A 12,512-nucleotide genomic window follows, 5' to 3' on the forward strand; every position below is an offset into this window, starting at 1 on the left:
GCACAGGGCATACTGTACACTGGTATCCGTAGTAGGGATCTTATGAATAATGCCTTTATCAATAAAAGCCTGCAGGGTACGGTAAATGGTAACCCGGTCAAAGGCCTGCCCCGCCAGCTTTTTCTCAAAATCACTGTGTTCCAGCGCACCATTGCTTTTCATGAACAGCTCCAGTATTTTTACCCGGGTATCGGTTACGCTCAAATGGCTGCTCCGTAATATATCGCTGATCTGATCTTTCGTATTTTTCATGATGATGAAAAATTAAATTACAACAACTACTCTTTCATTAACCGGTCAATGTCATTGATCAGTTTATCCACGTCGCTCACTTTTGTTCCTTCATACAAGCCCCGTACCCGGCCTTCACCATCCACCAGGGCAAACCACTGGGTATGCACAAAATCTTCTTCACCGGCGTAGGTACCATCATCCAGCATATAACCCTGGCGCGCCAGCTTATACAGCTCTTTTTTGGTACCGGTCAGGAACCACCAGTTGCGGGCATCTGCGCCATGTTTAACAGCATAGGCTTTCAGCACCGGCACACTATCATGCTCCGGATCTACCGTATGGGAAAGAATGAGGAAGTTTGGATTATCCTTGTATTTGGCATACACCTTTTCCATGTTCTTGTTCATCTTGGGGCAAATGCCGGTACAGGTGGTAAAAAAGTACTCTGATACATATGTTTTACCCATTACATCTTTACTGGTAATGGTTTTGCCCTCCTGGTTGGTAAAAGAAAAGCCGCCTACCACATGGCCGCCCGGACCCAGCACCGGTAATTTTTCCTTTCCGAAAAAACTGCCTGTTTCATCCATGATCACATAGCCTGCATAGGTTAGGAAAGCTGCACTTAGCAGCACAAAGAAAGTTATTAAGAATACAGCCTTTTTTGACATAAATATCCCCGCTTTAATGTATGCAAAGGTACAACAAAAACATCCATTCCGGGTGGGTACAAACCGGCGGTTCATCTCTAAAGAATAACACCGGAAAATTTATTTGCAACAATGTTGCAAATAAATATGTAGCTTTGCCGGAGTGCTGAAAGAGATGTGCGGTTAACGGTAAAATTGATTGCGGCCCGCTGTGCGCCGCTGCAGGGATGCTTTTGCCCGTGATATAATTTGAATGATATGCCTGAGAAGTTATTGCGAAAACTGAACCTGGATGTAATAGGCATTGGCGCCTCTTTGCTTTGTGCAATACACTGTGCGCTGTTGCCGGTGCTGATTACCCTGCTGCCACTGCTGGGTTTACAGCTGCTGGAAAATGAAAAGCTGGAGTACGGGTTAATGGCCTGCACATTGCTGATCGGTTGCCTGGCATTGTTCAGGGGATACCGTTACCAGCACCGGCAGCTGCTGCCGCTGTTATTGTTCCTGACTGGTTTTGCAGGCCTGCTGCTGGGCCATTATGCAATGCCGCCTGTATGGCAGCCCGTTGTTATTACCGCAGGCGCTTTACTCATCATTATTGCACACATATGGAACCTGCATAAGTGCAGGCATTAATACACCCACACACATATTGCCATGAAAAAATTACCCGTGACGGTACTGAGCGGCTTTTTAGGCGCCGGTAAAACCACGCTGCTTAACCATGTGCTGCACAACCGCGAAAATTTACGTGTAGCCGTTATAGTGAATGATATGAGCGAGGTGAATATAGATGCGCAGCTGGTTAAAAATGAGCAGGTATTACACCATACGGAGGAGCAGCTGGTGGAAATGAGCAACGGCTGCATTTGCTGCACCCTGCGGGAAGATCTGCTGCGCGAAGTAGCTGCCCTGGCGGAACAACAGCGCTTTGATTATTTGCTTATAGAATCCAGCGGGATCTCTGAACCCCTGCCGGTAGCGCAAACTTTCTGTTACCAGGATGAGCATAATAACATTGACCTGAGCCGGGTAAGCCGCCTGGATACCCTGGTAACGGTGGTAGATGCCTATAACTTCAGCAGGGATTATGACAGCACCGCTTTGCTGCAGGAACGCGGTTTAACAGCCGATATGCAGGACCAGCGCACGATTGTGAACCTGTTAACAGAACAAATAGAATTTGCCAACGTAATAGTGCTGAACAAGTGCGACCTGGTAACATCCCGGATGCTCAGCACCCTGAAAGCCTTGCTGCGCAAGCTAAATGCAGAAGCACGGATCATAGAAAGCATTAAGGGCGCCATACCCCTGCATGAAATACTGAACACCGGCTTATTTGATTTTGAACGTACTTCTCAAAGCGCCGGCTGGATAGCGGAGCTGGAAGCGGTGCACACGCCGGAAACAGAAGAATATGGCATCAGCTCTTTTGTGTATCGCAGCCGGGAACCTTTTCATCCTGAACGGCTATGGCGTTATATAAATGAAGCATGGGAGGGCAACATTTTACGCAGCAAGGGTTTACTATGGCTGGCCTCCCGCCCGGAGACAGCAGTGAACTGGAGCCAGGCCGGCGCCTCCCTGCGGGCCGATAAAGCAGGGTTCTGGTGGTGCGCTATTCCCAAAGCGCAGTGGCAGATGGATACGGCAGCCTATGAATTACTGCGCAGCCGCTGGCACCCGCAATTTGCAGACCGGTATAATGAAATAGTGATCATAGGCCAGGAGCTGGACCCCGCCCGTATTACCCGGGAGCTGGATGCCTGCTGCTGTACGCCTGAAGAAGTAAAGCTGTGGCAGAACGGTTATGTGTTTAAAGATCCTTTTCCCGAATTATGACCATAAGCCATTGATCTGAAATTTAGGCTAACCTAAAAAATAATTTAGAATAGTTGTATTCATAAAACTATTTTTGCTACATAAATTGTTTCAAATGGTCAAAATTGTACGCTGCATATTTTGTTTATGCTTATTGGCTGTTGGTGTAGCCAGGGCGCAAACAGCGCCTCCCGGCCGGCTAAAAGGCGCTGTGCTGGCGGATGGTAAGCCCGTACCCTATGCCAGCATTGGCTTTGCAGACCTTAAAACCGGTACGGTAACAGATACTGCCGGCGTATATGAACTGGTCAATGTGCCTGCTGGCCGGCACCAGCTGCAGGTGAGCGCAGTAGGTTTCGTAAAACACATGCAGGCCGTACAGGTAAGAACAGGCAGCACTACCCGCCTGAATATTCAGCTGCAATCCACCGCATCCAGCCTGAATGAGGTAGTGGTAACCGGTACGCTGAAACCGGTGTCCAAAGCAGAAAGCCCGGTACCGGTAGATGTGTTTACGCCGTTGTTCTTCCGCAAGAACCCTACGCCCAGCTTGTTTGATGCCCTGCAGAACGTTAATGGTGTGCGGCCGCAGCTGAACTGTAATGTGTGTAATACCGGCGATATTCATATTAACGGGCTGGAAGGCCCTTACACCATGGTAATGATAGACGGGATGCCGATCGTAAGCGCGCTTTCTACGGTGTATGGTTTATCCGGTATTCCCAATAGCCTGGTGGAAAGGGTGGAGATCGTAAAGGGCCCGGCATCTACCTTATATGGTTCTGAAGCCGTGGCGGGGTTGATCAATATTATCACCAAAGACCCGGCCCGTGCGCCTTTGCTTACGGCCGATGTGTTCAGCACCAGCTGGCAGGAGCATAATGTGGACCTGGGTTTGCGCATTAACGCCGGTAAAAGTAAATCGCTGTTAGGCATTAATTATTATAACTATCAGCACCCGATAGATAATAACGGAGATGGGTTTACCGATGTAACGCTGCAGCACCGCATTTCTGTATTCAACAAATGGACCTTTGCCCGGAAACAGCAGCGGGTGGCCTCCCTGGCAGCGCGGTATTATTATGAAGACCGCTGGGGTGGGCAAATGCAATGGAACCCACACTGGCGCGGTACAGACAGCGTGTATGGGGAAAGCATCCGCACCAACCGCCTGGAAGTGATAGGCGCTTACCAGCTGCCTGTAAAGGAAAAGGTCATGTTGCAATATTCCTTTAATGTGCATGATCAGAACTCCGCTTACGGCAAAACCTGGTTCCTGGCCAATCAGAAAATAGCCTTTGCACAGCTTACCTGGGATAAACAATTGGGCCGGCATAACCTGTTAACGGGTATCCCTTTCCGTTATACCTATTATGATGATAATACCGTGACCACGGAAAAACCAACAGATCATGGTCCGGCTAATAACCCCAACCATACTTACCTGCCGGGTGTTTTTGTGCAGGATGAAGTAAAGCTGCATGCGAAACATACGCTGCTGATGGGTATGCGTTATGATTACAACTCCATTCATGGCAACATCCTCACACCACGGATGGCTTATAAATGGGCGCCTAATGAGCAGAATGTGCTGCGCTTTAATGTAGGCACAGGTTACCGCGTAGTATCTGTATTCACAGAAGATCATGCTGCGCTTACCGGTGCGCGGCAGGTTAAGATCACCGAAGATCTGAAACCGGAAAAAAGCTGGAACGTGAACCTGAACTATGTAAAAAAGGTGAACCTGAACAATGTGTACCTGGGGCTGGATATGGCTGCTTTTTACACGCGGTTTAGCAATAAGATCATACCGGATTATACCACCAGCCAGGATGCCATTATTTACAGCAACCTGGATGGTTACGCCATATCCCGCGGTTTAAGCCTGAATACAGATATTGCCTTTTCTTTTCCGTTAAAGATCCTGGCCGGTGCAACCTATATGGATGTGTATACGGTACAGCAGCAGAACGGGCAAACCGTTAGAGAGCGGCCTATGCTTACAGAAAAGTTAACCGGCACCTGGACGGTTTCCTATAGCCTTGCCCGTTTGGGTGTTAATATTGATTATACCGGCAACCTGTACGGCCCTATGCGCCTGCCTTTGCAGAACAGCCTGGACCCGCGGCCTGCCAACTCACCGGTATGGAGCCTGCAAAATATTCAACTGACTAAAAAATGCGGCACCGCCTGGGAAATATATGGCGGCGTAAAGAACCTGCTGAACTTCAGGCCTGATAAAGATGCCATTGCCCGGCCATTTGACCCCTTTAATAAAAAGGTGGTATTTGACCCGCAGGGGAATGTGGTGCCTACCGCGGAGAACCCCTATGCGCTTACCTTTGACACCAGCTATGTGTATGCATCCAACCAGGGGATCCGGGGATTTTTAGGTGTGCGGTGGACGGTGGGAAAGTAATTCGTAATTTTAGTCATGCGCTTTTTAATACCATTGGCGTTCTCCCTTTGCCTCGCACACCCTGCCTTCGCCCAGGTGCGCTATACTACTTTTGAAAAGCTGGATAGTGCGGTGCAGGCAGCCCCGCGTAAAACGTTTGTATTTATTCATACCAGCTGGTGCGCATACTGCAACATGATGGAGCATACTACCCTGCAGGACAAGCCGGTGGTGCAGCTGCTAAATAGCTGCTTTTACAGCATATCGCTGGATGCGGAGCAAAAGCAATCCATCTTATTTAAAGGAAAAACCTATGCCTTTGAGCCGCAGGGGGTAAGCAGCGGGCAGCATCAGCTGGCAGCATTATTAATGAAGGGAGAGAAGGCGGCCTTATATCCGTCTTTTGTACTGCTGGATGAGCAGTACCGTATTATTTACCGTTACGGCGGGTATGTGAGCAGTAAACAATTGCTGCATTTATTACAAAGGGCCTGTGCCGGGCAAAAAGATATTACGGTGCTTCCGCAGCCGGATTCAGTAAAATGAGCATCATATATTTTGCTCCCATACTGCCAACTGCCCACTAACAACTGCCAACTATAACTTCAACCCCAGCTTAAGTCCCAGCTGCAGGCTGGGCAATACACTTACCAGCTTATCGTCCTTAGCCTGTACGATGCCGTTATTGTTCTCAAAATTGTGGTAATAATAGATCTTACTGCGAACGCCCAGGCCAATGTAGGGGTCAAAGATCACTTTGCCTTTGGTGAACTGGCGCCCCAGCAGGAACTGGAGGCCATATACATCTTTACTGGCGGATTCTTTATACTTATTACCCAGGAGCTCTACCTCCTCATTGGGGTAAAATATTTTTTTAACGAACAGCACCGGTTGAAAGTAGGTACCGCCTGCGCGGGAGTTGCCATCGTAAATAGAAAATATGTACCAGCGCAGCGCGGCACGGAAACCCAGCCCCCGGCCTTCCACAAACTGTTCGGTGCTGATGTTGGGTTTCTTTTGGCCAAAATCTATCTTCTTGGCCAGGTAATAATCCGGGTAATCTGTATAAATGCCGGTAATGCCCAGCTCCAGGCTTAACTTTTCGGTGAGCTCCTGTTCAATATATACATCCAGCTCATTAATAAGGGTAGTGGGGTTTACCTTAATGTAGGTGCCGTTGCGGAAGGTACCGGCCGGCTTGCGATCCTGTGCCCATGCGGTAACAGCATAACAGCAAATGAGCAGTAAAGCAAATAGTGTACGTTTCATAAACAGCAGCAGGGGAAATTTGCGCATAATAGCTATAGCTGCAAGCTAATGGCTAACTGCTTCGTTGGTCAATAATCGTTCCACAATAACCGGGTACCAGGTATGTTCCAGCACCTGTACTTTTTTTGCCAGTGTTTCCGGCGTATCGCCCGGTACAATGCTGCAGCGCTCCTGTAAAATGGTGGCGCCGTCATCGTACTTTTCATTTACGTAATGAATGGTGATGCCGCTTTCCGGATCGCCGGCGTTGATCACTGCCTCATGCACAAAATGTCCGTACATACCTTTACCGCCATACTTTGGCAGCAGGGCCGGGTGAATATTAATAATACGGTTGGCAAATGCCTGCACCAGGTTGGCGGGTACTTTCCATAAAAAGCCAGCCAGCACCACCAGGTCTATCTGCTCCCGCTGTAACAGTTGTACATAATCATCTCCACGGAAAAAAGGATCTTTTTCAATCAGTATGGCCGGTATATTCTCCTTCTCTGCTATCCGGAAAATTCCGGCATCCGGTTTATTACACAGGATCAGGGTAACCCTGGCAATTGTTGAATCTGAAAAATGGTCTATGATCTTTTGGGCATTGCTGCCGGCACCTGAAGCAAAAATGGCAATATTTTTCAAAACGGTTGTAGTTTTTTAACCAGCGCAAAGATAGAATTACGGATCGTCAATTACGAATTTGCCGGTGCAGCTCACAATCCTATGTAGCAAAACCGTTATATGTGCATGTAGGGTTTTATGTAGGGGGGTAGAATGTCACTAGGGTTGCATACGGATTACGGAGCCTTTTTAGGAGGGAAGCATACCAGTAGCACCCGAATAAAAGTACTATGAACTACCTACTTCAAATACTCCCCGCAGCCTTTATAGGTACTGTCCTTTAGCTGCACCTCTACGGCGTAAGGGCGCATAAAACCATTTACATCATCTATACAGGCGCTGTTGCGGATGGTAAGAATGAACTCCGCCTTTTCGGTTTTGGCGGTATATACCCGCAGGGTGTCTGTATCCGGGCGGGGGCGTGGTGCGGGTACGCGTATGGAATCGCCCTGCACCGTCTGGAAGAAAATGGTTTTCTGCCGGTCCATTTCCAGGCTCCAGGCGGGGTGAATGCCTGCCGCCATAAAATCTATGCCTTCGGCAGCTTTCTGCTGCAGGCGGGCGGCATCTCCACCCTTTACCGGGCGTAATATATAATTATCTGCCAGGGCGCCGGTAATGCGCTGGCCATGTTCATTCAGCTGGTAAAGCCGGCCGTCTTCAAACAGGAATGTTTGTTTGGATTGTCCGCTGAGGGTAATGCGCACCATGGAGTCCTGTTCTATTTTCCAGGTACCGGTATCTACCATGGGGCGGTTCTGGTTGCGGTCCCGGTACACCATTAAAGTTTTGTAGTGGTTATTGTCATACAGGCTGATCTGGTAATCAATACCCGGGCAGTCGGCGCAGGGAAGCGTACCCTGGTAGCTGCCATTGGGCGTATGGGCGCCGGCGTCCGGTTGGGCCGGTGTCAGCAGGGCGCTGCTATCGGCATCCGCCGGCGCCGGCTTGTTGCCGCCGCAGGCAGTTAAGAGGATTCCCAGTATGCAGGTAAAAATGAATGTACGGTATACCATGGGGAACTTTTTTAAGCAGGTTGGTTAAAATTACATCAATTAAAAACAAAAAGTGACAAGCAAACTATGCCATTATATACAGGGGTAGCCTGCACTTATAACAAATAAATTCATTACATGATATTTATCATAAAATTTGCCCTGTAAAGTGCTTATGTATAGAAAAAACAGTTTATAGCTGCAACCAAATAATTTTTTATTTGTTGATAAATTGTCAACATTGTGTCTTATTTTTGCTGGCACTTTTAAGAAACTAAGGTCAAATCTAAACTTAATAGGCTGTGTATCGTCGTGTTTCCATTCGTATGCGTAAGCATTTTGTGAGTGTTCTTATCCTATGCGCGGGTCTTGTACTCTCGGTTTCAACAACAGTTAAAGCGGCAGATCCGGGTAAGGGTAAGGCATTATTTCAGCAGAATTGCGCATCTTGTCATAATGTACATAAGAGGGTAACCGGTCCCGCGTTGAAGGACGTTGAGGGAAGATGGTCTGATAAGAAATTATTGCACCAATGGATCCACAACTCTGCTTCCGTGTTAGCGTCAGGCGACCAGTATGCCAACGCGCTGTATAACGAATATAATAAGCAGGCCATGCCCGCTTTTCCGTCGTTTACAGATGAGGATATAGATAACATCCTCGCTTATATTTCACAGGAAGGCGCTAAAGAACCCGGAGGCGGTGCTGCCGCAGGTGCTGCAGCTGCAGCCGGTGGTGCACAGGAATCCGGTGAAGACAACAGCCTGCTGTTTGGTATCATCACCCTGATCCTGGCAGTAGTAGCCCTGATCCTGATGCAGATCAACAGCAACCTGAATAAGCTGGCTGCTGATAAAGAAGGCGTAGCTACGCCGGAACCCGTTCCCTTCTACAAGAATAAAGCTTACATCGCACTTGCTATAGTAGTATTGTTCATGGTTGGCGGTTACTTCACCATACAGGGCGCCATCGGCCTGGGCCGCCAGAAAGACTACATGCCTGAACAGCCTATTCATTACTCGCATAAAGTACACGCCGGCATTAACCAGATCAACTGTTTGTATTGCCACGCCGGTGCGGAAAAGAGCAAACACGCAATGATCCCTTCTGAAAATATCTGTATGAACTGTCACAAAGCCATCAACGAATATCATGGCCCCGACCTGTTCACTGCAGAAGGCAAGAAGATCAATGGTACTGCTGAAATTGCGAAATTATATGACTATGTAGGCTGGGATCCGCAGGCACAGAAATATACCAAACCCGGTAAACCTATTGAGTGGACCAAGATCCACAACCTGCCTGATCACGTGTACTTCAATCACTCCCAACACGTAGTAGCCGGTAAACAACAATGTCAAACCTGTCACGGAGCAATCCAGGATATGGATGAGGTACATCAGTTTGCTGACCTTTCCATGGGCTGGTGTATTAACTGCCACCGCACCACTAAAGTGCAGTTTGCAGATAATAAATACTACAGCATCTTCGAGAAGTTCCACCAGGATGTTAAAGATGGCAAAATTGACAGCGTAACCGTTGAAATGGTGGGTGGTACTGAATGTCAGAAATGCCACTACTAATATTTTAGATTTCAGATTTCATAAATCTTAGGTCAAATCGAATCTGAAATCGTAAATCTAAAATCACAAATAACAATCACGTAACTCGTAATAAATAACATGGAGCAGAAAAAGTATTGGAAAGGCCTGGAGGAGTTGCATAATACCAAAGCGCATCAGGAAATAGTGAAGAATGAGTTTGGGGAAGAGCTGCCGTTTGATGAGAGTGATAGCCTGTTAGGCGCAACAACCCCCCGCCGGGACTTCCTGAAGTACCTGGGGTTCACTACTGCTGCCGCTACCATAGCTGCCAGCTGTGAAATTCCGGTGAAGAAAGCCATCCCTTACGTAAATAAGCCGGAAGAAATTACCCCCGGCGTCCCTAACTACTATGCATCCACCTACGCTGTAGATGGAGAGTACCTGCCTATTGTAGTAAAAACCCGTGAAGGCCGCCCGATCAAAATAGAGGGCAATACCTTAAGCACTGTAACCAATGGCGCAACCACTGCCCGTGTACAGGGCGCGGTACTGGGCCTGTACGATACTGCCCGCCTGCGTTACCCTACTATCAACGGTACGGAAACTACCTGGGCTGAGCTGGATAAACAAGTAACTGCTGCTTTAGGCGCATTAAGCGGCCAGCCGGTAGTATTACTGAGCTCCACCATCTTAAGCCCTTCTACCAAAAAAGTAATTGGCGAGTTCCTGGCTAAATACCCCGGCTCCCGTCATGTAACATACGATGCAGTATCCTACTCCGGCATGCTGCTGGCTAACGAAGCTGCTTACGGTAAAAAAACACTGCCTTCCTACCATTTTGAAAATGCAAAGGTGGTGGTAAGCCTGGGCGCCGACTTCTTAGGCACCTGGTTAAACCCGGCTGAATTTTCCCAGGCTTATGGTAAAACCCGTAAGATTAGCCAGGAAAAGCCGGAAATGAGCAAACATTTCCATTTCGAAAGCACCATGAGCCTTACCGGCGCTAATGCTGACGAAAGATTTACCCATAAACCTTCTGAAACCGGTGCAGTAGCACTGGCCCTGTTGAGCGCATTAGGCGGTTCTGTAACAGCACCTGCCATTGCAGACAAACGTTTGGCCGACGGTATCAAAAAAGCAGCGGCAGCATTACAGGCCAGCCAGGGCAAAGCGCTGGTAGTATCCGGCTCTAATGATGTGAATGTGCAGCTGATCGTAAACGCCATCAATAACCAGATAGGCGCTAACGGTACTACCATTGACTGGGCTACCACTTCCAACTACCGCCAGGGTATTGATAGTGACATGGTGCAGCTGGTAACTGACCTGAATGCCGGCAGCATCGGTGCTTTGCTGGTATTTGGCGTAAACCCTGTATATGATTACTTCGACGGTAAGAAGTTTGCCGACGGTTTAAAGAAAGCTAAGCTCACTGTTACTTTCAACGACCGTAAGGACGAAACTTCTGAACTGTGCAAATATGCCGCTCCTGATCATCACTTCCTGGAAAGCTGGGGTGATGCAGAAGGTAAAACCGGCTACTACAGCTTTACACAGCCTACGATAGCTCCCCTGTTCAAAACCCGTGCATTTGAAGATACCCTGCTCTCCTGGAGCGGTAACACCGCTACCAACTGGGTAAGCTATCTGAAAAATGAGTGGATGAGCAAGCTGGGCGGACAGGAAGCCTGGGATAAAACCCTGCAGGATGGTGTAATAGAACCCACTACCGCCCCTGCTTTGGCAGGCGCCACCTTTGCAGGTGATATTGCCTACGCAGCCTCCAAGATCAACAGCGCTAAAAAAGGCGGTGAAATAGAGCTGGTGCTGTATGAAAAAGTAGCTATCGGTAACGGTAAGCTGGCAAACAACCCCTGGTTACAGGAAATGCCGGATCCTATTACCCGCGCTACCTGGGACAACTACGCCTGTATCTCCAACTCACGTGCTAAAAAGTACAAAGAGGAGCTGGGCGATGATTACGAAATCCATGCCGGTAAACAGGTATTGAAAATAACCGCTAACGGTAAAACTGTTGAGCTGCCCTTACTGATCGTTCCCGGTATTCACCCTGACGTAATTGCGATTGCCGTAGGTTATGGCCGTAACATGAACGCAGGTAAAGCAGCCGGTGAAGTTGGTAAGAACGCTTATCCGTTTGTAAGCTATAACGGTCAAACCTTTGATTACTTTTCACCTGCCGTTACCATAGAAGATGCCGGCAAAAAGTATGATGTTGGCTTAACCCAGACACACAACAGCTACGAAGGCCGTCCCATTATCAAAGAAACCACGCTGCAGGAGTTCATCAAGAACCCGAAAGCTGTGAATGAGGACCGTGAAGAGCTGAACAAATATGGTAAAGATTTCCGCGCAGACGCTACTTTATATCCCAACCACCCTTACCCGGGTATCAAGTGGGGCATGTCTATTGACCTGAACACCTGCTTTGGCTGCGGCGCCTGTACCATAGCCTGCCAGGCCGAGAACAACGTTTCCGTAGTAGGTAAGGAGCAGGTGATCAAGGCGCATGAAATGCACTGGATCCGCATTGACCGTTACTTCAGTGGTGATGAAAATAATCCGGAAGTAGTGTTCCAGCCTATGCTGTGCCAGCACTGCGATAACGCTCCCTGTGAGAACGTTTGCCCGGTAGCTGCTACCAACCACAGTTCGGAAGGTATTAACCAGATGGCGTATAACCGTTGTATCGGTACCCGTTACTGCGCTAACAACTGCCCGTATAAAGTACGCCGCTTTAACTGGAGGGACTGGAATGGTGCAGATAGCTTTGAGAACAACCTGTACGATGTTTCCGATATGAACGATAACCTGACCCGTATGGTGCTGAACCCTGATGTGGTAGTACGCAGCCGCGGTGTGATGGAAAAATGTTCCTTCTGCGTACAACGCCTGCAGGATGCCAAGCTGGCTGCCAAGAAAGCTGGTCGCCCTGTGAAGGATGGTGAGGCTAAAACTGCCTGCCAGCAAGCTT

At 48.5% G+C, this 12,512-nt stretch carries 11 protein-coding genes; 6 read left to right on the forward strand and 5 right to left on the reverse strand.

Going from position 1 to position 12,512, the window contains the following annotated elements; genetic code table 11:
• Together VIM87_RS06695 and VIM87_RS06700 are read right to left on the reverse strand one after the other, a co-directional pair.
• A partial coding sequence (locus VIM87_RS06695) for a Fur family transcriptional regulator (protein WP_331996230.1) occupies positions 1–252 on the reverse strand: 252 nt, incomplete at its 3' end.
• A gap of 26 nt (positions 253–278) precedes the next feature.
• Entirely contained in the window at positions 279–905 is a 627-nt protein-coding gene (locus tag VIM87_RS06700) for an SCO family protein (protein ID WP_331996231.1), read from the reverse strand.
• Positions 906–1,142: 237 nt separating this feature from the next.
• Between VIM87_RS06700 and VIM87_RS06705 the strand changes: the two genes are divergently transcribed.
• The 4 genes from VIM87_RS06705 (at position 1,143) to VIM87_RS06720 (ending at position 5,649) form a co-directional block, all read left to right on the forward strand.
• Positions 1,143–1,520, forward strand: coding sequence for a MerC domain-containing protein (locus tag VIM87_RS06705; RefSeq protein ID WP_331996232.1), 378 nt, complete (start codon positions 1,143–1,145; stop codon positions 1,518–1,520).
• Between the two features lie 21 nt (positions 1,521–1,541).
• Positions 1,542–2,726 carry a GTP-binding protein gene (locus VIM87_RS06710; protein WP_331996233.1) on the forward strand — a complete coding sequence of 395 codons (1,185 nt, stop codon included), beginning with the start codon at positions 1,542–1,544 and terminating at the stop codon, positions 2,724–2,726.
• A 94-nt stretch (positions 2,727–2,820) separates the two neighbouring features.
• Entirely contained in the window at positions 2,821–5,124 is a 2,304-nt protein-coding gene (locus VIM87_RS06715; protein ID WP_331996234.1) for a TonB-dependent receptor, read from the forward strand.
• A 15-nt stretch (positions 5,125–5,139) separates the two neighbouring features.
• Positions 5,140–5,649: a thioredoxin family protein gene (locus VIM87_RS06720; RefSeq protein WP_331996235.1), complete on the forward strand. Its 510-nt coding sequence runs from the start codon at positions 5,140–5,142 to the stop codon at positions 5,647–5,649.
• Between the two features lie 51 nt (positions 5,650–5,700).
• On the opposite strand, the gene VIM87_RS06725 is transcribed toward VIM87_RS06720, so the two are convergent.
• The 3 genes from VIM87_RS06725 to VIM87_RS06735 all read right to left on the reverse strand — a co-directional run bounded on the left by VIM87_RS06725 (position 5,701) and on the right by VIM87_RS06735 (position 7,994).
• Positions 5,701–6,372 carry a hypothetical protein gene (locus VIM87_RS06725; protein WP_331996236.1) on the reverse strand — a complete coding sequence of 224 codons (672 nt, stop codon included), beginning with the start codon at positions 6,370–6,372 and terminating at the stop codon, positions 5,701–5,703.
• A 45-nt stretch (positions 6,373–6,417) separates the two neighbouring features.
• On the reverse strand, positions 6,418–6,999 hold the full coding sequence (purN, locus tag VIM87_RS06730) for a phosphoribosylglycinamide formyltransferase (protein WP_331996237.1): 582 nt from the start codon (positions 6,997–6,999) through the stop codon (positions 6,418–6,420).
• A 218-nt stretch (positions 7,000–7,217) separates the two neighbouring features.
• On the reverse strand, positions 7,218–7,994 hold the full coding sequence (locus tag VIM87_RS06735; protein WP_331996238.1) for a copper resistance protein NlpE N-terminal domain-containing protein: 777 nt from the start codon (positions 7,992–7,994) through the stop codon (positions 7,218–7,220).
• Between the two features lie 305 nt (positions 7,995–8,299).
• Between VIM87_RS06735 and VIM87_RS06740 the strand changes: the two genes are divergently transcribed.
• Positions 8,300–9,556 carry a c-type cytochrome gene (locus VIM87_RS06740; RefSeq protein ID WP_331996240.1) on the forward strand — a complete coding sequence of 419 codons (1,257 nt, stop codon included), beginning with the start codon at positions 8,300–8,302 and terminating at the stop codon, positions 9,554–9,556.
• A gap of 99 nt (positions 9,557–9,655) precedes the next feature.
• Positions 9,656–12,512 (forward strand): TAT-variant-translocated molybdopterin oxidoreductase (locus VIM87_RS06745; protein ID WP_331996239.1); only part of this gene is annotated, 2,857 nt, incomplete at its 3' end.

It is taken from the genome of Chitinophaga sp., from assembly GCF_036569125.1.
Classification (GTDB): Bacteria; Bacteroidota; Bacteroidia; order Chitinophagales; family Chitinophagaceae; genus Chitinophaga.

Excerpts from the sequence above, each read along its gene's own strand:
- VIM87_RS06715 (WP_331996234.1), top strand. The coding sequence starts at position 2,821 with ATGGTCAAAATTGTACGCTGCATATTTTGTTTATGCTTATTGGCTGTT.
- VIM87_RS06705 (WP_331996232.1), top strand. The coding sequence starts at position 1,143 with ATGCCTGAGAAGTTATTGCGAAAACTGAACCTGGATGTAATAGGCATT.
- VIM87_RS06725 (WP_331996236.1), bottom strand. The coding sequence starts at position 6,372 with ATGAAACGTACACTATTTGCTTTACTGCTCATTTGCTGTTATGCTGTT.
- VIM87_RS06700 (WP_331996231.1), bottom strand. The coding sequence starts at position 905 with ATGTCAAAAAAGGCTGTATTCTTAATAACTTTCTTTGTGCTGCTAAGT.
- VIM87_RS06720 (WP_331996235.1), top strand. The coding sequence starts at position 5,140 with ATGCGCTTTTTAATACCATTGGCGTTCTCCCTTTGCCTCGCACACCCT.
- VIM87_RS06740 (WP_331996240.1), top strand. The coding sequence starts at position 8,300 with ATGCGTAAGCATTTTGTGAGTGTTCTTATCCTATGCGCGGGTCTTGTA.
- VIM87_RS06735 (WP_331996238.1), bottom strand. The coding sequence starts at position 7,994 with ATGGTATACCGTACATTCATTTTTACCTGCATACTGGGAATCCTCTTA.
- VIM87_RS06710 (WP_331996233.1), top strand. The coding sequence starts at position 1,542 with ATGAAAAAATTACCCGTGACGGTACTGAGCGGCTTTTTAGGCGCCGGT.